Source organism: Aliihoeflea sp., from assembly GCF_052435475.1.
Classification (GTDB): domain Bacteria; phylum Pseudomonadota; class Alphaproteobacteria; order Rhizobiales; family Rhizobiaceae; genus Aliihoeflea.
This window is the reverse complement of sequence record NZ_JBQVMV010000010.1, coordinates 93,750-115,229: the sequence shown is the minus strand read 5'-3', so window position 1 is coordinate 115,229 and position 21,480 is coordinate 93,750. Positions and strand designations below refer to the sequence as shown.

The window sequence follows — 21,480 nt, the reverse complement described above, 5'->3', positions numbered from 1 at the left end:
CGACCCCATCACCTATTTCCTCTTCGCTGACGCCGGGCGCTCTGCCGCGGCGTGGAAAGGTCTTGTCCTCATGACGTCCATCGACGCCAACTTCCTGTCCACTCTTCACAGCGGGTCAGTTCCGGATCTGCCGCCGGCAGCGCCGCGCCGCGGCTTGCCGTTTGCCCTTCCGCGGCTCGCCCTCGGCCCGGTGCGGAAATCGATTGCCACCGCCAGCGATGATACCGATCCGTCCGGCTCGACCCTGTCGACCAGTGCCAACGACAATGCCAGCGATGCGGCGATCCTGCGCGCCCGCGGCGACGCCCCTGCCGTCGTCATCGGCCTTGCGTTGCGCCATGCACGCTTCGTCACTGGCGACGTGCCATTCGCGATCGTCTGCGCCTTGAATCGCCATGCAAGCGCCGGCGATGGCGCGGCCCGGGCGACGCTCGACATGCTCCAGCGCCGGATCGAGCGGCGTCAGCAGGACCAACGCGATCGCTACGTGGCAATCGGTCTGCGCCGCCATCCGGTTCTCAAAGTGAAGGTCGCCAGGCCGCGCCTGCAAGTCGTACGCCCTGACGAAACCGGGGGGGCCGGCCGATGAAGACGGTAACGCTGCGCCTTGCCCGCCGGCTCGCCTCGCTCGTCGAACTGCGCGACGTGCAGCGCGCGGTCATCAACGATGCGTTCGGAGCCTACACCTGGATCGAGGAGATCGAGCCGGACGACGTCGATCTGAAGCTCGTTGCGACCACGCGCCGGAAAGAAGCGGCGCGGCGCACGACGATCAGCGCCTTCCACCCGGGACCCTCGGACGTCGATCCGATCGCTGAGCGACGATATCCTCATGACCGCGTCCATCCCGTTGGCCGCGACCTCGACATCGGCGAACTCGCGGTCTGCCTGATGATGATGCCGGCCTTGAAGCGATTAGGAGCGCGCAATCTTCTGGCCGCGCTCCACCGCGTCCAGCCCGTTATTGCGGTCCATGGTGCAGTCCGCGGCTTCGAACGCCGTTTTGCCGGCATGCTAGACGAGATGCTGCGCGTGCCGCGGGTGAAGATGCGCATCCTGACCATCGACAGTCCGAACAAGCTGGACGCATCGATCAGGAGTCTCGACACGACACTGCCGGTCCTCAACATCCAGTCGTCGGCCTTTAGCGATGATGCGCCAGCAGCGCTTCGCAAGTGTCTTGCAAAGGCCATGCGCGAGCGCATGCCGATCGTCGTCACCGGGGACATGCCGCCCGTCGATCTGCCCGCCCGCGTTACGGTCGTCCTGGACCTGACGCTGCAGGCCGCGCCGCTCGACTGGCCGATGCTTGCTGAACTGATCGACGCCAAGACCGCCATCGATACCAGCGCGGTCCTGACTGCGGTTGCAGCCTATCCTATGGATCTCACTGCTCTGTCGCTCGATGACCTCGCAATGGCGATCCGGCCCGGTCACGACCTCGCGACGATTCTCGCGCGGTTGCAGGTTCTCGCCACGGCCAGCGCCGCAGAGCCTGCCGAGGACGAGGACGATGAGACGAAGTCGAAGGATGGACGCTCAAGCACATCGACCTGGCGGCGCAATCGCAACGGCACCGCCGGGACCGGCTCGACGCGGATCGATCCGCAGCCCGTTCCGGCAGCGGGGGACGTCTCAAGTCCGTCCGGGGCGGATCATGCTTCTGCCGTGCTAAAGCCCGTCGCTGGCGAGGGCCATACGGTCCCGGCCGAGGTCCGCCGTGACGTCCCTGCCGTTCCGGCTGCGCCGAACGTCACAGAAGATGCACTCATGGATGTCGGTTCGACTGAGGTGGGCGCGGAGACCATTGCGCCAGCTGCCGCTAACGATCAACCGGCGCGCCCGCCAACGAAGCGTCCAGCTCCCGTCGTGACAGTCGAGACGCGGGCCGGATACGGCGAGGCGCGCCACTGGGCATTGAACCTCAAAACCGATCTCGCGTTGTGGCGCACCGGAACGGTTCCTTGGTCGGACCTCTCGACAAAGCTCCTGCTGTCGGGACCGCCCGGCACGGGCAAGACGACCTTCGCCCGCGCGCTCGGCAACACGCTGCAACTGCCGGTCTTCGCGACCTCGGTCGCCACTTGGCTCGAAGCGTCGCATTTGGGCGACGTCCTTGGCCGCATGCGCGACTGCTTCGCCGAAGTCCAGGCGGCACGTCCCTGCATCCTCTTCATCGACGAGATCGACGGCATCGGCCGGCGGCAGGACCAGGCGCGCGAGTATGCGGACTACTGGAACGCGATCGTCAACAAGGCGCTCGAGCTGATGGACGGCGCGTTGAAATCCGACGGCATCATCATCGTCGGGGCGACCAACCGGCCGGGGGACATCGAGCCGGCGCTGCGCCGCTCCGGCCGGCTCGAAACGCACATCGTCATTCCGAAGCCGGACATGCATGCGCTCAAGACCATCATCGCGTTCCATCTCGGCGACGACCTCGACGGCGTTGCGGCAACGATGCCGTCGGCGGAGGCCTCGGCCGCGGAGCCTGCCGGTGATCAGGACCGCAGGCGAGATCCATCGGAATCCATGGATCAGCAGCGCGACCAAACTGAGCCTGGGAGTGAGACACCTGCACAGCCTGGAGCGGCCTCGACAGGTGACGACCGCTCGCCGTCGCGCAACCGCAAGCGTCCCCGCGCATCGAGCGAGACGCGCGCCGCCGCAATCGACGGTCCGGACCGGACCGTCATTGTCGAAGGTGGAGTCTACGCAGGTAAGTCGGACCACCCTGGCAAGGCCGGGGCAGGGGAGGGCACGGAAACGTCTGATGGACCCGCCGGCGAGCCAGGTGCGTCCACGGCATCGAAGCGGCAGATGTCGCGAACGCTGGGCGCACGCGTCTCCACGCGCACTTTCGATCCGCCGGACCCGGGCCAGACGAAACCAGGCATCGGCGACCGACAGCACATCCTGCGCGCTCATGCGCTGCGGCTATTGGCGCGCACCGCACGCGGCATGACGGGCGCGGACGTCGAGCGCGCGATCCGCGAGGAACGCCAGCGCTGCCGCCGGGCCCAGATCGCGATGACGTTCAATGAGGTCCGTGATGCCCTGCGCGGCGACCGCGCCAACCATTCCGATGTGCTGCGCAGGCAGATGGCGATCCATGAAGCCGGCCATGCCGTCGTCGCCAGAGCCTTGAAGCTCGGTATCCAGGTCGACCTGACAATCGACGACGCCGAGGGCGGCGAGTCGCGCCTTGCGGCCAACATGGGCGACATCCAGACGGAACGACGGATGACCGACGTCTTGACGATGCTTCTCGCCGGCCGTGCCGCAGAAATGGTTCATGACCTGCAGCCGCTTGCCGGCTCCGGGATGATCGACGGCAGCGACCTGCAGATCGCGACCCGGCTTGCACTCGATCTCGAATGCCGCGGCGGCTACTCCGAACGAACGCCGCTGCTTTATGTCGATCCGGCCTCGACCAACGCGCTCCATTCGGCGCGTCCGGATGCGTATCAGAGGGCCAATGCGCGCCTGGAAAAGGCTCTTGGCCGGGCGAAGCGACTGATCGACTGGGCTCGCCCGGCGCATGCGGCGCGCACCAAGCAGTTGCTTGTCTACGGCACGCTCGACGGAGCCGAGGTCGACGCAATCCTCGAGCCGCTGCTGGAGACGGAGGAATGGGAGCAGGACGAGGGTGAGCGCCGACGGTGAGAGCTAATGGGGAGGGGCAATGGGGGTGTCGTTGGATCGCATCGGAGCTCGAGCGCGTGTCGGGAACAGCGATTCACGATCGGGCGATGGCGATTCAGGATCCCGGGGGATCGATTCCGATCCGCATCCGTCCGATTCCAGGATCACCGTCCGCCGATTCCGGATTCAGAATCAGCGATTCCGACCTGCGGGATCGCGAGTCCGGGATCCATATCCGCGTTACATGACCGCAGATTTGCGATTCAGATGCGCGCTCGCCACCAGCCGACCTGGCGGGCCTCGGTCTCGCTGCAGAACCAGCGCTCGCTGTATTGCGATGAGATGCGCGTTCGCGGGTAATACTTCTGCTCGGGCACATGGTAGATGCGCTCGCCGGTGTCGATGCTGATGTTCCCCTTGATGGTGCAGCCGCTGCCGGGAAGCGCGGCCCGGGCCGACGACCACATCGATCCGGACGGCGCGAAGGACGACAGGTCGGTCGTATAGCCGGCCCCGGCCGCGCCGCCGATCATCAGGACGATCGGCAGGAGCGGCAAAGACGGTCGTGGGTGGCGTCGCGCGCGGCCCATGCGGCGAGCATGCGCGTCAGGTGTCGCCGTCCGTCTTCGCGCTGCATTCGCATTTGCTTCAATGTGCGCAGAAGCCGAAACAGATCATCTTGGGTGCGCTGGATGTGCCGCGACGTCGAGCCGACGTGCCGGGACATCGCCCGACATCATCGCAAGGCAGATCGAATTGCCGCAATTTGCCTTGATGCGATTCCGGTTTCCATTTTTGCGATTCAGAAGTCGAAAGCCGCGTTGCCGAACGCCAGATGCGCGTTGTTTCGCAAACGGCGTTTGCGATTGTGGGGTTCTCAGGGCAAGAACGCCGGATGCGCGCGGGCAGGGAGCTGGCGACCTATCTGGACCGATCTCACCATGCCCCGGAAATCGATTTCCACCAGAAACGACGAGCAGCGCGAGCGCCAAGCCGATCTGCGGCGGCGCAACCGCGAGAAGCGACGCCCGACCCGCGACGACGTTGCCCGCATCGTTTTGTGGCAGGTCATCACCCGCGTCCACGAGAAGGAAATGCCGAAGGCCTGGGAGCGGATTGCGGACGGGATTATCGACCAGCTCGCCGAACAGGGCTTCGACACCCGCGAGAGCGAACTGGTGATCGAGGATCTGGTGCAGCGCTACACCAGCGGGCGCGGCGGGTTCCGGCGCAAGACGCATCTGAGTACTCGGCAGGCTGCTGATGACGAGGACAACGGTGGCGACTGAGGTTGCGAGCGTGCTGCAGTCCCTGATGCCAGTCTCCGGCCCGTGTTGTGGGGGGCAGAATAATGCGGCGCTTTCGTTGATCGAGGGGAGCGTTCGCGGTCCGATCGGCGGCATCGCAGGCCAGCACCGACCCCGTTGCGGCAAACTCCGTTTGGCAGATCAAGGCGCTCGTCCCCCCGTTACTCCATAAAACGCCGTTTCCCGAGGAATCGAAATCGACCAATATGGAATCGGAAAAATTGGGAGTTTCGCGGCGAGCGACGGAACCGATCTCCCTAAGTTCGTCCGACCAGTCCAGGAACGAGTCCTCTGCTTCCTTAGTCGGTTGACCAGAGACACTGACCTTCTTCCAGATTCGACCAGGTCCGTCGATCACTGACATGCTCCCGGATCGGGACTGCCCGACTAATCTAGCGCGCAATAAAACAGGACAGGCTTTCGCAACCTAATGTTCATGATCACCGGCTACGCGAGATATGCATCGCGGCGAAGAAAGGTCATCACTTGGGAAAACGCGTTTCTCCACGGCTCCGTGTTCAAAAGGCTAATGGCGACCGCGGGGCGGAAAGTTCCGATCCTTTGGAAACAGACGCGATTGACATGCGGTTGTTTCTCGTACCGCTACAAGATGTGAAGCCTGGGAAGCACTACGAGGTGCGGTTCAAGCACCGGAAAACATGGCGCACAGCTTTCAAATGGGGAAAGCTCTGGCTTGCAAATGACGATCTGGTGGGGCGGGTCGAAAATACTGCGGAAGTGCGCGCACCGAAGCGAAACGTACTGGCAATGATCGACCAGCTCGCAGAAAGGATGGCTCGACCGGAGGAGAGCGGCGATGAGCCAGGCGTCAAGCAATATTATGTCGATCGTGACGTAATGGACAGCGTCGGCGCGCTGCTTGGATCCGAGGGGTTTCATGAAGCGAACGTTCCGGCCCATCTGACGGCGGCTTGTCGAGCAATTCGTCTGGCGGGGGCGCATAAAGCTATGCCGTCGACACCTTACTCTGAAATCGTCGTCGGGTATCGAGTGACCGACGCAACCGGCGATACCTTATTTGAAAGCCTTGAGTTAGAGGAAGCGCTGTCCTACGCCCAGGAAGACGATAGACTTGATAGCTCCGCTGTCGGTGTCGTCTTTGCAGACGGGTCCGTGCGCCACGGGCACATATTGTCTTCGCGTCCCTGGTCCAAATACTTTGAATGAAGTTGCATAAAATTCCAGAGCAAAATCTAAAAGTGCGCCAGAACGAAAGCGGGTGATATCTGCATTCGTTGATGCAAGCGCGCTTGATCGAAAGGCGTCCGCCGGAGTCGAGCGGCTGGATGCGGGGCGCATGCGCTTCTCGACCAGCTTGGCAACAAGGAAGCCTATCCGCCGGTCAAACAACTTCGGACCTGGATCGAGAGCGAGGTGTTGGTGACGCTGGAATGGATGACGGCAAAGGGTGTCCGCCCGCCGCTTGCGGCTCGCGCAATCGACGCGGCCGCCTCACTGGACGGCGAAGCAAAGCGCCGAAACGGGGCCAACGCCGGGAACGCTCATCTGTTGCCGGCAGACCTTCTCCGTGCGGGGCAATGTCGAGAACCTGCTTCGTCAGACGCCCGAGCTCCTTGAGCATCGTGGCCAGGATCGTCACCAGCGGCTCGACCATCGCCATCGCTGTGGCGTCAAGCTCGGCTAGCTCGCGTCACCCGCCCCGCGAAGGCGGTGCGCGACGGCAGGCCGAGTTGACGCCGGCCTCGCGCAGCGTGGCGCGCACGCCTATTTTGATATTGCGACACGCAACCTTAATCTATATCCGCAGCTCTTGGCCGGATCGGCCGCACGCCGGACGGACAGACAGATTCACCCTTGCATCTGTCGAGCGTGTCCCGCGCCTGGCAGTGGCGCGCGAACCGACCCCAGCCCCCGGCGTAGTAGGATGTCCAGGACGCGAATGTCGGAGGATAGGCTGTGTGGCCGCCGCCGCCTTGCAATGAGCATGATTTCCGGCAGGGTTGACAAGCACAGGCGCTGGTTTCGACCCGATCGGCGCATCGCAGAAGAGTGCCGCACACATCTCGTCCGACCCTGACACAGATTATCTGCATTCGACTCGATTTGCCGAGACGGGGATCGACGTCACCGCGATCTCGATCGATTGTCCGGCAATGCAATATGAGTTGCCGGCACAGTATCCTGCATCATCTCGATTTGGATTGATTTACCGTCCGGCGATTCCAGACCTCAGTTCAGCGTTGCCGGAGCGAAGATTGGCGTTGCATCTTCCAGCACTTGTGATTCTTTTGCGAACGGCGTTTGCGTTCCCGGTCAGGTCAGGCATGCTGGCAGGAGAGAATACGATTTTAAGGCAACAGGAGATGAGCGTGGTGCGGAAACCCGATTGCTGAGCGCAATGAAAAGCAGCGCCTGCGCTAGGCGGACCTGCGTCGCCGCAACAAGGAAAAAGCGCCGCCCGACGCGCGAAGACGTCGCCCGGATCGCGCGGCGGCAGGTGATCCCGCAGGTTCATCGCAAGGAGAAGAGGCAGGTCTGGACCGGATCGTCGACGGCATCGTGGAGGATCTTGTCGATCAAAGGTTCGATGAACGCGAGAGCGAACTGGTCATGGAAGATCTCGTCCAGCGTTATACACCGAGCGGCCGCGGCGGCTTTCGCAGGAAGATCTACCTGATGAAAACGCCTTAGGAAGAAGAACAGGGCGGTCGGGCGATCCACCCCATGCGGGGCCTTCGCCATGTCGTTCTGGATGGGGTCGCAATCGCGTAAGTCCGATGCCTGATCCGCCTAATCCGGCGGCGCATCGCAAACAGCGTTTGCATAAAAGCACGGGGTCTCCCCCCGTTACTCCATAAAACGACGTCGCGGAAGAATCGCGGAAATTGAGCCATGATTGGCGCTCCTGCCGCGAAGTGTGTACCATTTTCTCAATCGTGTCGTTGGATCAGCAGCCGGATGACACCGCCGCTGACAAACACGCGCACGATGTTCAGCTTAAATTATGAAAACGCATTGTAATCCGATGCGGGCAGTGTCACCGCTCGATACGCAGCGGCAACCAACAGAGGTCTACGGTGGGGCGACGTCACATTCCAAAGCAGCAGTCTGGCGTTCTTTCGCAGGAGGACAACCAATTACTAGACCAGATGTGGAAAGAGCGCATGTCGTATGTGGAGGAGACCTACCGGACGGGCGTCATCCCCGTCGCTCTCCGTTTGCTCGCATGCCCAGAGGAAATACTGGGAACGCCGGGTCATGAATTGCAGATCGTGTTCGAGCCGACGGGAGATCAGGGCGACACCATCATTTTCCACGAGTGCATCGCAGGCGAGACATTCGAGATCGAAGACTTCATGGCCTTGGTGGGCGTTTGCGACGGGGGCGTTTCCAGTCATCTGATCGCTTGCGTCCTGCTTTCGCCCGCCGGCGTGAAATCCCTCACGGAGTGGTACGTATCCGGTGATCCCGCTGGGGCATGTCTACGTGAGGATATCGCCAACCTCGCCACTAAGCTCGGTTCTGAAAAGGACTACCGCCGCGCGGTGCTGCCCGACTGAAATTAGACCGCTTCATACCGTCCCACCAACCCACAGCTTACTCCCGCTGGATAATCCAGTCGCCTTGTCGATGGCATCGCACCATGAAGAATGATGGCGATGACCCGGTCTATATGAAGCGTGTCGATCCGACGCAGAACATGCGTCGGTTCTACGCGCTCACAATCCAGCCGACATTGTTCGGCGGCGCATCCGTTATCCGGAACTGGGGTCGGATCGCAACGAACGGGCGATCGATGATGGAAACCTACGATCGGCGCGGCGACGCGGCCGCAGCGCTGCTGCGGCTCCTTCGACAGAAACAACGGCGCGGCTATCGCGACGCCGACGCCAGATAGGCCAGAACGCCGCAACGCCACGTTGAACCGCGCCCTATGATATTTCCGGTGGATGCCCGGTCGCGACCGGCGAATAGGCTTTTCACGGCGTCAGGTTCATTGTCATAATCGGAGGCAACCTCATAAGGCAGAAGGCAATCCATTCATGACGACGACAAACGAGATCGCCGACAAAATCGCGGCGGAACAGGGCCTGACCAAGTCTCAGACCAAGGTGATCGTGGAAAGCGTGCTGAAACAGATCGCCGACGCGGCGAAGAGCGGCGCGGAAACGAGCCTGCCGGGTTTTGGCAAGTTCAAGATCAAGGAAACGCCAGCGCGCGAGGGCCGCAATCCATCGACGGGAGCGGCGATCAAGATCGCGGCTTCGAAGAAGTTGACCTTTGCGCCGGCCAAAGCCGTCAAGGACGCCCTGAACGGGTGAACTAGCGGCCGATCAATAGACGGACTGGCGCTGAGGCGCCGGCTCGAGCTGGCAAGCAACACGGTCGTAGTTCACCTAAAAATAACGCGAAAAGCTGGCATATGCGCAATGTCGATTTCCACGCCGCCACCGGTCCCGGCGGCGGGGCGGAGGCGACCAATGCGGCCCCGGGGGAAGAAAAGGCGTTCCGCTTCAAGGCGCTAAATCCGGGCATCAATGTTTATCATTGCGCCGTGCCGCCGGTCGCCATGCACATCGCCAACGACATGTACGCGATGATCCTGGCCGAGCCGGAAGGAGAGCTTGACCCGGTCGACCACGAATGTATCAGCGGCCCTCGTCGATCCTTGGAAGGAACCAGGTTAGAAGTCCCGCCAAGGGCAGAAAAGAGCAGATCCGATAGATCGCCTCGACGCCGTAGCTGTCGGCCAGACCACCGAGTATTGCCGCGGCGATGCCACCCAATCCGAAGTTCAGCCCGTAGAACAATCCGCCGATCAGCCCGATGCGGTTGGGGAGGAGTTCGATCGCGTAGATCAGTATAGAGGCGAATGCGCTGGCCATGATCAGGTTGATCAGGACCGTCAGAACGCCCGTCCAGAACAGGTCGGCATAGGGCAGGATCAGGGTCAGCGGCAAAGGTCCCAGCACCGATATCCAGATCACGCGATAGCGCCCGATCCTGTCGCCGAGGATGCCGCCGATCAGCACGCCGATCGCGGCAGCCGCCAGAAAGATGAAAAGCATCATCTGCGCGGAGGGGATCGAAAGGCCGAACCGTTCCATCAGGTAGAATGTGTAGAACGTCCGGAAGCTTTCGTTATAGGCGTTCTTGGAAAACGTCAGCAGGGTGAGGACGGTAAGGCCAATGCCGACGGTCAAAGGCGCATGGCGGATGTAGGAACGCCCATCCTTTTTTCCGGCAGAGCGCATCGCGGCGAATTCCGCGCTGATCTGGCGCTGCTTGCTCCCGATCCACGTCAGCAACATCATTGCCGCAAGGGCGGCGGCGGCGAACCAGGCAAGGCTCGGCTGGCCCAGCGGCACGATGATGAGCGCCGCGAAGACCGGGCCGAGCGCGCCGCCCGCCTGTCCGCCGACTTGAAAGATGCCCTGCGCCAGCCCTTGCCGGCCGCCGGCGGCGTAGCGGGCCATGCGGGTCGCTTCCGGGTGGAAGATGGAGGATCCGATGCCGATGAGGGCTACCGAAACGAGAATGCCCCCGTAGCTTTGCGCAAAGGCGAGGCTGACCAGCCCCGACAGGGTGAACATCATCCCCACGACGGGCGAATAGGGGGTCGGATGCTTGTCCGTCACCATGCCCATCACCGGCTGCAGCAACGACCCGGCGATCTGGAAGGTCAGGGTGATCATCCCGATCTGGACGAAATCCAGCGCGTAGGCTTTCTGCAGGATCGGGTAGGCAGCCGGGATCAGCGACTGCATCAGGTCGTTGAGAAGATGCGTCAGTCCAAGCATGACCAGAACTGCCATATGGGTTCTGGAGCGGCCAGCAGAGATGGCGGTGGTCGTCATAGGGGTCTTTTCGTTTCCGGCGGTCGCCGCGGCGACATTTGGAAGCAGCTACATCAATGTCTTTTAGACATACGGAGCCGCAACGCGCATGTGCAACCTAGTTTCTTCCGTTGCACCAACCGAAAACGATGGTTGCCCGCCACCGCAAGGGCCCGGCGTTCCCAGCGGAGTTGTCCGCCAGACTCGCGGATAATCGGCTATGGGTCCGCAACCTCTTGACTTTGCCGCTGCCGTCGCCGACCTTCATGCACATGTACGAAACAAAGCGCCATCTCCTTGCTCTTCACAAGGTGTGTCCCATCGCAGGACACTGACCCCGGCCCGGTAGCGTCGCGCCCCGGCCGTGGGATACTGGCCTTTCAGCCTTGAATTCAGAGTGCGACCGGCGACATCCGATTCCCATAATTCGCGCAGCCGTAGCGACGACGACGCGCGTCCGGGCCGGCCAGCAATGACAGGTCCAGCAATGGCAACCGAATCCAGACGACAGCGCAAACCCGCCATCACGATAACGCGGACCGATCATGACCGGCTTTCCCGTTTGGCGGAGTCAGTTCCCGAAGCGAACGCTGCGGTCGCGGACCAGCTCTTTCGGGAACTGGACCGCGCCCGCGTCGTCGCCGACGACCGCATCGCGGCCGACGTCGTCCGCATGGGCTCCCGCCTGCGCTTCACGTCGGTTGTCGGCGAGGACCGCACCGTAACCCTCGTCTTCCCCGGCGAGGCGGACATCGCCGCGGGCAGGATTTCGGTTCTGACGCCGATCGGCGTCGCGTTGATCGGGGTGTCCGCCGGCCAGTCCATCGACTGGATCGCGCGGGACGGGCGCACGCACCGCCTGAAAGTGGAAAGCGTCGACGATGCGCGCACGAACGCTCGCGGCGAGGAGCGCGCGCCGACATGACGCGAACGGGACCGACTTGTCGCCTCGCCCTGTCGGGAGGTTGCCTTCTCGCAGGATCGTAGCCCCTGCACCGCATTACGCGGGCAGGGGAGTCTCCAAGCCGTATCACGCACGCGCTCCTCGATCAGGAGCTATGGAGAACTGCGATGTCGACCGAAAACTGTATTCTCACCACCAAGGACTTCACGATCCTCGAGGTGATGCGGGACCGACGTGTCGGTACCGATGATCCGCTCACGCCAATTCTTGAGCGCAAGCTCGCGACCGCTACGGTGATGTTTCGTGAGGACATTCCCGCAGACGTCGCAACCTTGAGCAGCCGCGTCACTTTCAGCGTCGACGGGCGCGATCCCGACACGCGGGTGATCTCGCACGACCAGATGGCCGCTTCCGTCGGCATGTTCCTGCCCATCACGTCGGTTCGGGGCCTGGCGCTCCTGGGACTTCGCGAGGGCCAGACGTTCCGCGTGACGACGCGCGAGGTCCGATCTGAGGATGTTCTTCTGGAGAAAGTCCAGTACCAACCCGAGGCAGCCAGACGACAGAAGGAGACCCTGAGGGGCCAATCGCCGCGAAAGCCCACGTTCAAGCTCATACGCGGTGCGCTCTACGACAACGCGCGTCCGAACGCCGACTTTCATGGTCCGGATCCTTCCGCCGCATAACGTTTACCGTCGCCGCGAGGGGCGCGGTTCTCCGGACATCCCGTTCCTCCCGCGGCGATTTCTCGCGGACAAAAGGGTATTCGATGAAGGTGCTTGTGCTTGGGGCCGGCGTCATCGGCGTGACGACCGCCTATTGTCCTGCCAGATCGGGTCATGAGGTCGAACTCGTCGAGCGTCGCGACGGGCCGGGGGCCGAAACGAGCTTCGCCAATGCCGGGCAGATCTCGCCCGGCTATTCGTCTCCCTCGGCCGGGCCGGGCGTTCCGCTGAAAGCGCTGAAATGGCTGAAGATGAAGCATGTACCCCTCGTCATCCGTCCGCGTGCCGATCCGGCCATGTGGACGTGGCTGTTTCGAATGCTGCGCAACTGCACGGCGCGGCGCTATGCGGTCAACAAAGCCCGCATAGCGCCGCTGGCGGAGTACAGTCGGGATCCCTTGCGCGAATTGCGCGCCGAGACCGGCATCACCTACGACGAACGCAGTCTGGGCACGCTGCAATTGTTCCGGACGCGCAAACAGCTCGACGACGTCGCCAAGGATGTGGAGGTCCTCAGACAGTTCGGCGTCCCTGATGCGGGGTTCTTGGCGAAAAAAGAAAAATCGCCTGGACATGTAGCGAGCTTCGTCCATGCAAAGTCATCGCTCGATGAGATCGACGACGCCGTTGTTTTCTTTTGACGCTGGGGTATCTCAGTCGGCGCGCAAGTTGACGGCCTTGGGGCCTTTGCCCATTCGGTCGGGCTCGACGTCAAACTCAATCTTCTGCCCATCAGCCAAGCTGTTGAGGCCGGATGCTTGCACCGCGGAGATATGGACGAAGACGTCCTTGGCGCCGTCATCAAGCGTGATAAAGCCGAAGCCTTTATCGGCATTGAAGAATTTCACGGTTCCAGTTGGCATTGAATGCTCCGATTAACTCACGTCTTGCTAGGTGGTCTGTGCACCGCATGTCCCGAGGGGTGCAGCCGACAATGTGCTGCGTACTGAAATTCAACGTGTAACAACACGTCGGCAACCACTATCGAGCGGTTACGCCATATTGGCAAGCCGACCTACCGCCGAAAAAGCCGTGGATAAGGGCGCAACGAGACGCAACCGCGGAGGACGACCATGCCGCCTGGCGGCGGACTGCCCATGGCGCAGGATTGCGGCGGCCTCCAATCTCGGCAACTATGCGGAGGCACACACGCGAAGCAGATCAGCAACCGTGACGCGATCGTACCTGCGGACTCTATCGCGTTCAGACAGAAGGATCCGAGGCGAGGGAGGCCGCGGTGGCGATCGTCGCAGTGACCTCGTCCCGTGGCCGAAGAGCGGTCAGGATGCGCCAGCGCCACCAATCGCCAGCGCCGACATTGGTGCGATCCAACAGTGACGCGTTCCATGAAGGCGCACTTTGATGCAAAGATCGTGCAGATAGAGCTATAGCTTCTGCCACGGCCGCGGCCAGCCTAAAACGCCCTCCGGTTTTCCAGATCCAGCTTCAACGAACTTCGCGAATGCGATCAGGTGAAGTTCGCCAACAAGAACGTTTAGAGAACATTCTAGACAAGAGCTCAACAAGCCGTCATGATGGCGTATGAGCGATCGCAGCAGATTTCCTGAACGCGTCCTGCCCGATATGGATCTTCAAATCCTTGCGGAGACCGACGGCGCGATGTACGTCTCCGCGAGAATGCGGCGCGCAGCACTGACATCCCGGAATCGGCCGCAAATAGGGTTGCGCGTAACTTTCCGAGACGGACCAGCAACGAAACCGGACGTTTAGCCAGTGCCTAGCTTCTACGAATTTTTCGCCGGCGGCGGAATGGCCCGGGCGGGCCTTGGGCCAGACTGGACCTGCCTCTTCGCCAATGATTTCGACGCCAAGAAGGGCATGGCGTATCAGGCGAATTGGGGCGTCGGCGGCGAACTCAAGGTCGGCGACGTCAACGACGTCCGCGCGCGCGACCTGCCGGGCGTCGCGGACCTCGTCTGGGGATCGTTTCCTTGTCAGGATCTTTCCCTCGCGGGCGGCGGGGCCGGGTTGAAGGGTGAGCGATCCGGCACCTTCTATCCGTTCTGGAACGTCGTGAAGAGCCTGATCGACGACGGACGCGCGCCCAGGATCATCACGCTGGAAAACGTTCTTGGCACGCTGACGTCGCATGGCGGCCAGGATTTCAACGCCATTTGCACGGCGTTGGCGAATTCAGGATACCGCTACGGCGCGCTTGTGGTGAACGCGGCGCTGTTCGTGCCGCAGTCGCGGCCAAGATTGTTCGTGATCGGCGTCCGCGACGACGTCGAGATCGACTCGGCGCTGCTGACCCCCGAGTCCCTGGAGCCGTTTCACACCAAGGGTCTTCGCAAAGCGGCGGCGGGCTTGTCGGATGCAGCTCTAGAAAACCTCGTCTGGTGGAACATGCCGACTCCGCCTCACCGCAACACCACCTTCGCCGACCTCATCGAAGAAGAGCCGACGAGCGTCGTGTGGCGCAGCGCCGCCGATACCCGGCGGCTGCTCTCGATGATGTCGCCGACGAATCTCGCCAAGGTCAACGCCGCCGAGCGTGCCGAGCGGCGCATGGTCGGTTGCGTCTACAAGCGGACGCGGCGCGACGAAAATGGCGGGAAGATCCAACGAGCCGAGGTTCGCTTCGACGATATCGCCGGATGTCTTCGAACGCCCTCTGGGGGATCCAGCCGACAGACGATTCTGGTGGTGGACGGCGCGACCATCCGCTCGCGGTTGATTTCCGCGCGCGAGACGGCTCGTCTGATGGGCTTAAGTGAGGATTATAAGCTGCCCAAGAATTACAACGAGGCGTATCATCTGACCGGCGACGGTGTCGCCGTTCCGGTGGTCCGCCATCTGGCCCATCATCTCCTGGAGCCCTTGCTCGGCGTCGCCGCCACCGAAGGCCGGCAAGCGGCGTGAACGTGATCCAGTTCCGAAGCAAAACGCTGATCTCGGCAAAAACGGCGGACCTACTCGTTGGGAACGATCAGTCATGACGACCGTCCAGCGCGAGACGCTTGCGGCGTTCAACGATCGATACATCGGGCTGTCGAAGGGTTCGCTCTCGCTCGTTCTTATCCTGACGCGGAACGCGAAGCTGAAGACGTTCCCGTTGGATAAAGCCGAGTTCGTGACCGCCAAGGGCGGGCAGGTGGTTGGCCTGGGCGGTCCGGCGGTCAAGAAAATACTCAATGACCATGGCGTGGAGCGCATTCTGTCGAGCGAGGGCGGGCGGACCAGCCGCGGAAATATGGAGCGCATGAACGCCTATCTCGACGTCCTGAACGATCTTCATGCACGAGAAGCGCTCGATCTCGAAGACGCCGAACGCTATTGGGTCGAGCGGTCGCTGGCGTATTTCGACGCGCTTCCCTTCATCTTCAAGCTCGACCCGTCGCGATCGTTGCGCGCCTGCGTCCGCGATCTGCTCGCCCAGGCGGTCGAACGGCAGCGCGAGGTCAGGGGAACCATGTACGCCGGCGCCGTCATGCAACATCTGGTCGGCGCGAAACTCGACCTGATCGCCAAGGGTTCGATTACGCATCATGGTTTCTCGGTCGCTGACGCGCCGTCGAACCGTTCGGGCGACTTCCTGATCGGCGACGTGGCGATCCATGTCACCACCGCGCCTGGCGAGGCCTTGATCCGCAAATGCCAAGCGAACCTTAGCTCCGGGCTGCGGCCGCTCATCGTGACGACGGAAGACGGCGTCGGAGGCGCCAAGGCGCTGTCGAAACAGGCGGCCGTCGACGAGCGCCTCGACGTCATCGAGATCGAGCAGTTCATCGCCACCAACGTCTATGAATGGAGCGGCTTTGAACGAGACGCTCGAACGACGACGGTGAAGGACATAATCGATCGCTACAACGCGATTATCGCCGACTGCGAGAGCGATCCGAGCCTTCGGATCGAATTCGAGGGATGACGGTCGATCCCGTTCGATCCCGCACCATGCGAGCGGTCAAATCGAAGAACACCGCGCCGGAAATGGTCGTGCGCAAACTCATCCACGGGATGGGCTACAGGTTCCGTCTTCATCGCAAGGATCTTCCGGGGTCGCCGGATCTCGTTTTTCCGTCGCGACGGCTGGCGCTGTTCGTGCATGGCTGTTTCTGGCACGGCCATGATTGCAAACGTGGGGCGCGAACTCTGAAGGCCAACACCGAATATTGGACGGCGAAGATCGAGCGCAACCGGGACCGAGATTCCAGAGCGATCCGCGCTCTGGCCCAAAAGGGCTGGCGAACCGGCGTAATCTGGGAATGCGAACTGCGCGACCTTGAACGCCTTCGCGCGACGCTGGTCGGAATGCTCGATACATCATGACGTCGCTTTCGGCCGTTAGGCTGGCGGAGGGGCGCGATGTCGTTGAAAAGCGTCGTGACGGCCCATCGAGAGAGTTCCATAATAAACCACGCGACTAAAAGTGCTCGACCAGGGCCGCGCGGGTGTCCTTGACCTTCTGCCGGGGAAGGACCGAAATGTCCGCGCACGATGCTTCGAGCGCGGGTCGCGACAGGCATGCGAGGAAGTCCTCCGTGCCCATGTTGGGCAGGAAGTCATCGGCGCCAACCACATCGCCAGCCACACGGGAGACAACGCCGCTGTCCGAACGGTTTTCCCTGCACGACAGGACGTCGATCAGGAGCGAGCGCACCGCGACCCGAAGCGTATCCATGTCGAAATCGAGCTTGCCCTCCTGATCGAACAGGCGGGCGGTATGTTCGCCAAGGCCGGCCGCCCCATAATACGAGACGTCGCGCATGCCGGACGCCACCGTCACGTTCTGCCCCGCGAACGCCAGGACCAACAGCGCCATCAACGTGTCGTCCTCGATCGGCGCCCGCGACAGCGCTTCGTGCAGTGCGTCGGTTCGCAGATCACCGATTATCTCGATGCCCTTGCGGGTGACATCGGAGCGGGTCTTCACGACGATCGCAGCATCGTCACCCTCACTGAGCGGCTGCTCGCCCTTTTTGTGCTTCTTCACCTCCGGCATGCGGAAGTGCACCGTCTGCACCTTGCCCTCGCGATCGAGGTAAACGGCCGTATGGTCGGACCTACCCGGCTTGCCATAGACGCGTTCCGCCTTCTTCGGCAGTTCCGGCTGGCCCCAATTGTTGGCCTCGGTGATGACCCCTTTCTTGGGGAGGTTCTGCGTCATCCACTCCTGCTGCGCGCCCAGGAACGCCTCGACGTCGGTGGTATAGCGGCTGTCCTGATCGGCGGGTGCGAACAAATCCTCGACCCAGGCAATGCCGTAGGCCTGCGCGAGCTCGTCGCCAAAGCTCGCGTCTCGGGCATACATGCGGGTCTTCTGCAAGCCCTGCGCCACGCTCCACCAGGAAACCTGAGGATCGGCCTTCGAGGGCTTGTGCTTCTTCCAGACCTCCTTCTGTTCGTTGAGCGAGGCGGAAGCGATGGTACGCAGCTGACTTTCATTGGGCATATCGCCCTTGGCTATCTGGTCGAGCATTGCCGGCAGGACATTGGCGAGCAGACGCAGCTTGCGGATTTGGCGAACCGGCAGAGCCAGAGCGACGGCGATCGCTTCCTCGGTCCAGCCGAGCGCGACCAGGCGCTCGATCGCCCGCCATTGATCGACGGGATTAAGCTGTTCATGCGCAAGCGTTTCGGCGAGCGAGCGCATCGCGCCGCCATCTTCGGCGCGCTCGATCACCAAGACCGCGATCTCTTCAAGCCCTGCGGCAATGGCCTGCTTGACGCGGCGATGGCCGGCATCGATGACGAAGCCGTTGCCGCTGTTCGGTTCCGGTGCAACGACAGGCGGCTGGACGATACCGACAGCGCGGATGGTCGCCAGCAGCAATGCGTCAGCCTGCGGGCTGGACCTGGAACGTCGCGCCTTGTCGGGGTTTCCCTTCAGCGCACGCGGATCGACAAACTTGAGTTCCATGGAAATGCTCCTTACGGGGTTGCCGGACACAGCCAATCGCTGCGTCCTTTCTTGTCTTCTTCTCGAAGACACCCTACGGCCCGCGGAGCGGACGGGCCGGTGCAACTGCGGCCGAGCATCCCTGCCCGGCAGGCCAAGCGGGGCTGACCCTGCGAAGGACGTCGTGGTCGGGATTGCGAGCGGCGCGGTTGAGCGCAAGCGTCATCGGGTCGGCCGATCGGCGAACCGGATTTCCTCTTTCTTCCTTTTCCGCCTTCTTCCCAAATTCAGATTGAATTCCGCTATTTCTGACGCTATATTGCGTCATAATAATTGGCATTCTCAAATGGAGGTAAGCGCCATGGGTCTTGCCCAATATGCTGATGGCGGCCTTTTCTCGCCGCGCAAGATCGCTGAAACCCTGCGCACGACGAGCGAGGAGATCGCCCGCACGGCCGGACTCGGAAAGGATGCGATCCAACGCAAGGATCGCATCGGCTCGGACAAGACGCAACGCCGGCTGCGCGAGATGACAGAGATCGTCAACAAGGTCGAGCCCCGCTTCGGCTCGGCGCTGATGGCCTACGCCTGGTATCGCTCCGAGCCCCTGCCCGGTTTTTCAGGACAAACGGCGATGCAATTGGTCCGTGACGGGCGCGCCGATGACGTGCTCGACTATATCGATGCGGTCGACGCCGGCGTTCACGCATAGTTCGATCGATGCATTTTCGAGGGGAACTCTACCGGGCGCTGAATCCGATCTACGCGCGCGAACCGATGTCGGGACGTGGAGCGGAGTTCTACGGCGGGCGCTTCAATCGGAAAGGCACGCCGGCGCTGTATTCGTCCCTGGCCGTCATGACGGCCCTACGGGAAGCCAATCAGGCCGGCAGCCTGCAGCCGACGACGCTCGTGTCCTATGATGCGGATATCGAGCGCGTTTTCGACAGCCGGAACGATGCGGGTCTGCGCGCGGAGGGGATGGATGCGGCGGCGCTCGCCGATCCGACTTGGCGTGATCAGATGAAGGCGACCGGGGAGGCGAAGACGCAAGCCTTCGCGCAAACACTTTCCGCGGCCGGCTATCATGGGTTGCTGGTCAGAAGCTTCGCCCCGGGAGCGACGGACGACGACCTCAACCTGGTCCTGTGGAAATGGAGCGAGGCGGCTCCCTGCCGTCTCACCTTGATCGACGATGAGAACCGGCTTTCGCGGTAGGCATGGGCGAGTACCAACCCTGATGGACGACACAGGAAAGGCCGATCACGCTCGACGACGCGACCGGCCACCATAAGGTCCATCACGCGGCGATGACGTCAACGCCGGCGGCGCCATCGCCATCCTTCGCGAGGGTCGCCTCGCCCTCCGCAAGCTGACGGCGCTTTTCGGCTAGCTCACTGGCGAAGGCCTCGTCCTCGCCGCGCAACTGATAGGAGGCTTGCCTGCGGCGTGCGTCAGCGAGGCGCTGGCGATAGCGCTCCCGCTCGCCCTCGAAATCGTCGAGCCCATGTTCGAGGCGGGAGATCGCGCCGAGCGGCGTGACGGTCATTGGAAGATCGATCTCGTACTCCGCGCCGGTGCGTATCAGCATGGTGGTGTAGCGGTAGCCATCCTTGCCGAAGCGCTCTCCGTCGAATTCGAGTTCGAAGCCGCCGATGGAGGCGATGACGCTCTCGCCCTGCTGCTGGAGCTGCACCAGGGTCAGGATCTCCTTCATCAGCGCCCGCCCGGCATCCTTACGCCCGGCATAGGATATTCCGGCGACCGTCATAGCGAAGGCCTCGCCGGCGGTCGGAACCAGGCGCTCGATATCCTGGTCGATTTCCGCGATGCGGCGGGTCGAATATTCGATGTCGCGCTCGGCGTCGCGAAGCTGCCGGCGAACGGCGTGCTGATCGTCGATATGGGCGGCGCGCAGGCGTTCCAACCGGGCAATATCAGCTTCGAGCCCCGCCTTCTGCATCAAGCGCTGATCGCCGGACGCAATGGCCTTGGCCATGGCAAACTGGTTGGCCTGCCCTTCGCCGAGATCTTCAAGACGCCGGACAGAGGTGTCGCCCGACAGTGCTGCCGCGATGAATCGGGCCTTGCGCTCGTTGTTCTGCCACATGGTCGCGTCGAGCGAGCCCTCGGTGGCGTAGGCGAAGATATCGACCTCGTCGTGCTGGTTCCCCTGACGCACGATGCGGCCTTCGCGCTGCTCGATCTGCGACGGCAGCCAGGGCACGTCGAGATGGTGGAGCGCCTTCAGCCGCAGCTGCGCGATGACGCCGGTGCCCATCGTCCCGGAACTGCCGATCAGGAAGCGGACACGGCCGGCGCGAACATCGCCGAACAGCCGCTGCTTGGCCTCGGATTTCTTGAAATCCTGCATGAACGCGATCTCGGAGGCCGGTACGCCCATGCGGATCAGCTGGTCGCGGTTCCAACGATAGGCGGAAAAGCCTCTGCTCTTCTCGACGCTGATCGTGCCGAGATCACTGAAGATCATCTGCGCGGCCCCGGGAAGCTCGAACGGCTTGCCGTCGTGGCGGACATAGGCGGTCCCGGCGGTCTCCTTCCAGATATGGAAGGCGTTCGAGATGAGGTTGTTGAGCTTGTTGTCCGGCTCATTATCAGTGTCGGTATCGACCAGGCGCAGGTCGATCGCGGCATGGCGACCATCGGTGATCACGGAGAGCAGGATGTCATCGCCGGGCTCGGGCGGCCGGTCGCGCTTCTCAATCTCCGCGATACGCGCAGCCAGCACCATCTGGTAGTGTTTGAAGGCCTGCGTCGGCTTCGCCGTGATGATCTGCCGCTTACCGGTGGAGATCGCTGGCACCTTCACGAACTGGCAACCGGGGCGGGCCATACGTTTCCGCCATGGGCGGAGCGGTGGGCCTTCACATAGCTGGAGTCGATGGACGCCGACAGCGCAAGCACGCCCTTGGCAACGAGAGCATCCAGGATGCGGCTCCAGAGCAGTCGGCGGGACCAGCGGTTGAAGCGGTTGTAGATGGTTGTGGGCGGACCGTATTCGGCGGGACAGTCCTGCCAGCGGCAGCCGGTCTTCAGCACATGCAGGATGCCGCTGATGACCCGTCGGTCATCGACCCTGCGCGCACCCGGCTGGTTCTTTGGAAAGGTGCGGCTCGATCGCCGTCCACGCCTCGTCGTCCAGCCAGAAAAGCCTGCTCATCCTCGCCTCCGTCGCAAAACGACGGCAGGGAATCTGATT

20 protein-coding genes and 3 pseudogenes are annotated in these 21,480 nt (G+C 62.5%); 16 read left to right on the top strand and 7 right to left on the bottom strand.

Annotated elements, in window-relative coordinates:
* The first annotated feature begins 70 nt into the window (after positions 1–70).
* Together ACT6QU_RS12875 and ACT6QU_RS12870 are read left to right on the top strand one after the other, a co-directional pair.
* The gene (locus tag ACT6QU_RS12875; protein WP_444836968.1) at positions 71–589 is read left to right on the top strand and encodes a hypothetical protein; all 519 of its coding nucleotides are present in this window, start codon (positions 71–73) and stop codon (positions 587–589) included.
* Positions 586–3,666 carry an AAA family ATPase gene (locus ACT6QU_RS12870; RefSeq protein WP_444836967.1) on the top strand — a complete coding sequence of 1,027 codons (3,081 nt, stop codon included), beginning with the start codon at positions 586–588 and terminating at the stop codon, positions 3,664–3,666. The genes ACT6QU_RS12875 and ACT6QU_RS12870 overlap by 4 nt, the downstream gene beginning before the upstream one ends.
* A 242-nt stretch (positions 3,667–3,908) precedes the next feature.
* Here the strand turns inward: ACT6QU_RS12870 and ACT6QU_RS12865 are convergent, their stop codons facing one another.
* A complete protein-coding gene (locus tag ACT6QU_RS12865) occupies positions 3,909–4,202 on the bottom strand; it encodes a sunset domain-containing protein (protein WP_444836966.1) in 294 nt (97 codons plus the stop codon).
* Positions 4,203–4,337: 135 nt separating this feature from the next.
* On the opposite strand from ACT6QU_RS12865, the gene ACT6QU_RS12860 reads away from it, so the two are divergent.
* The 3 genes from ACT6QU_RS12860 (at position 4,338) to ACT6QU_RS12850 (ending at position 7,327) form a co-directional block, all read left to right on the top strand.
* A complete protein-coding gene (locus ACT6QU_RS12860; protein ID WP_444836965.1) occupies positions 4,338–4,934 on the top strand; it encodes a hypothetical protein in 597 nt (198 codons plus the stop codon).
* Positions 4,935–5,534: 600 nt separating this feature from the next.
* Complete coding sequence (locus ACT6QU_RS12855; RefSeq protein WP_444836964.1) at positions 5,535–6,140, top strand: hypothetical protein; 606 nt, start codon at positions 5,535–5,537, stop codon at positions 6,138–6,140.
* A 794-nt stretch (positions 6,141–6,934) separates the two neighbouring features.
* Positions 6,935–7,327, top strand: coding sequence for a hypothetical protein (locus ACT6QU_RS12850; protein ID WP_444836963.1), 393 nt, complete (start codon positions 6,935–6,937; stop codon positions 7,325–7,327).
* 118 nt (positions 7,328–7,445) lie between these two features.
* Here the strand turns inward: ACT6QU_RS12850 and ACT6QU_RS12845 are convergent, their stop codons facing one another.
* Positions 7,446–7,676: a hypothetical protein gene (locus tag ACT6QU_RS12845; RefSeq protein ID WP_444836962.1), complete on the bottom strand. Its 231-nt coding sequence runs from the start codon at positions 7,674–7,676 to the stop codon at positions 7,446–7,448.
* 422 nt (positions 7,677–8,098) lie between these two features.
* On the opposite strand from ACT6QU_RS12845, the gene ACT6QU_RS12840 reads away from it, so the two are divergent.
* The 3 genes from ACT6QU_RS12840 (at position 8,099) to ACT6QU_RS12830 (ending at position 9,256) form a co-directional block, all read left to right on the top strand.
* Positions 8,099–8,494 carry a hypothetical protein gene (locus ACT6QU_RS12840; protein WP_444836961.1) on the top strand — a complete coding sequence of 132 codons (396 nt, stop codon included), beginning with the start codon at positions 8,099–8,101 and terminating at the stop codon, positions 8,492–8,494.
* 113 nt (positions 8,495–8,607) lie between these two features.
* Entirely contained in the window at positions 8,608–8,832 is a 225-nt protein-coding gene (locus ACT6QU_RS12835) for a WGR domain-containing protein (RefSeq protein ID WP_444836960.1), read from the top strand.
* A gap of 145 nt (positions 8,833–8,977) precedes the next feature.
* Entirely contained in the window at positions 8,978–9,256 is a 279-nt protein-coding gene (locus ACT6QU_RS12830) for an HU family DNA-binding protein (RefSeq protein ID WP_444836959.1), read from the top strand.
* Between the two features lie 327 nt (positions 9,257–9,583).
* Here ACT6QU_RS12830 and ACT6QU_RS12825 read toward each other — a convergent pair whose 3' ends face one another.
* The gene (locus ACT6QU_RS12825; protein WP_444836958.1) at positions 9,584–10,792 is read right to left on the bottom strand and encodes an MFS transporter; all 1,209 of its coding nucleotides are present in this window, start codon (positions 10,790–10,792) and stop codon (positions 9,584–9,586) included.
* Positions 10,793–11,243: 451 nt separating this feature from the next.
* On the opposite strand from ACT6QU_RS12825, the gene rnk reads away from it, so the two are divergent.
* From rnk to ACT6QU_RS12810, 3 genes and pseudogenes are all read left to right on the top strand, one after another.
* Positions 11,244–11,696: a nucleoside diphosphate kinase regulator gene (gene rnk / locus ACT6QU_RS12820; RefSeq protein ID WP_444836957.1), complete on the top strand. Its 453-nt coding sequence runs from the start codon at positions 11,244–11,246 to the stop codon at positions 11,694–11,696.
* Positions 11,697–11,842: 146 nt separating this feature from the next.
* A complete protein-coding gene (locus ACT6QU_RS12815) occupies positions 11,843–12,361 on the top strand; it encodes a nucleoside-diphosphate kinase (protein WP_444836956.1) in 519 nt (172 codons plus the stop codon).
* A gap of 83 nt (positions 12,362–12,444) precedes the next feature.
* Positions 12,445–12,990, top strand: a pseudogene (locus ACT6QU_RS12810) (FAD-dependent oxidoreductase); the annotation flags it as partial.
* 63 nt (positions 12,991–13,053) lie between these two features.
* Here ACT6QU_RS12810 and ACT6QU_RS12805 read toward each other — a convergent pair.
* The gene (locus ACT6QU_RS12805; RefSeq protein WP_444836955.1) at positions 13,054–13,263 is read right to left on the bottom strand and encodes a cold-shock protein; all 210 of its coding nucleotides are present in this window, start codon (positions 13,261–13,263) and stop codon (positions 13,054–13,056) included.
* 871 nt (positions 13,264–14,134) lie between these two features.
* Between ACT6QU_RS12805 and ACT6QU_RS12800 the strand changes: the two genes are divergently transcribed.
* The 3 genes from ACT6QU_RS12800 (at position 14,135) to ACT6QU_RS12790 (ending at position 16,690) form a co-directional block, all read left to right on the top strand.
* The gene (locus ACT6QU_RS12800) at positions 14,135–15,283 is read left to right on the top strand and encodes a DNA cytosine methyltransferase (RefSeq protein ID WP_444836954.1); all 1,149 of its coding nucleotides are present in this window, start codon (positions 14,135–14,137) and stop codon (positions 15,281–15,283) included.
* A gap of 73 nt (positions 15,284–15,356) precedes the next feature.
* Positions 15,357–16,289 (top strand): DUF4928 family protein, encoded by a 933-nt coding sequence (locus tag ACT6QU_RS12795; RefSeq protein WP_444836953.1) that lies wholly within the window; start codon positions 15,357–15,359, stop codon positions 16,287–16,289.
* Positions 16,286–16,690, top strand: coding sequence for a very short patch repair endonuclease (locus ACT6QU_RS12790; RefSeq protein ID WP_444836952.1), 405 nt, complete (start codon positions 16,286–16,288; stop codon positions 16,688–16,690). Before ACT6QU_RS12795 ends, ACT6QU_RS12790 begins: the two co-directional genes overlap by 4 nt.
* 94 nt (positions 16,691–16,784) lie before the next feature.
* Here the strand turns inward: ACT6QU_RS12790 and ACT6QU_RS12785 are convergent, their stop codons facing one another.
* Positions 16,785–18,281, bottom strand: coding sequence for a ParB N-terminal domain-containing protein (locus ACT6QU_RS12785; protein WP_444836979.1), 1,497 nt, complete (start codon positions 18,279–18,281; stop codon positions 16,785–16,787).
* Positions 18,282–18,621: 340 nt separating this feature from the next.
* On the opposite strand from ACT6QU_RS12785, the gene ACT6QU_RS12780 reads away from it, so the two are divergent.
* Positions 18,622–18,972 carry an MbcA/ParS/Xre antitoxin family protein gene (locus ACT6QU_RS12780; RefSeq protein WP_444836978.1) on the top strand — a complete coding sequence of 117 codons (351 nt, stop codon included), beginning with the start codon at positions 18,622–18,624 and terminating at the stop codon, positions 18,970–18,972.
* An 8-nt stretch (positions 18,973–18,980) separates the two neighbouring features.
* The gene (locus tag ACT6QU_RS12775) at positions 18,981–19,478 is read left to right on the top strand and encodes an RES family NAD+ phosphorylase (protein ID WP_444836951.1); all 498 of its coding nucleotides are present in this window, start codon (positions 18,981–18,983) and stop codon (positions 19,476–19,478) included.
* A gap of 82 nt (positions 19,479–19,560) precedes the next feature.
* Here the strand turns inward: ACT6QU_RS12775 and ACT6QU_RS12770 are convergent.
* Both ACT6QU_RS12770 and ACT6QU_RS12765 read right to left on the bottom strand, forming a co-directional pair.
* Positions 19,561–21,096, bottom strand: a pseudogene (locus ACT6QU_RS12770) (lactate dehydrogenase); the annotation flags it as partial.
* Positions 21,097–21,119: 23 nt separating this feature from the next.
* Positions 21,120–21,441: pseudogene (locus tag ACT6QU_RS12765) on the bottom strand (IS5 family transposase); the annotation flags it as partial.
* Between the last annotated feature and the right edge of the window lie 39 nt (positions 21,442–21,480).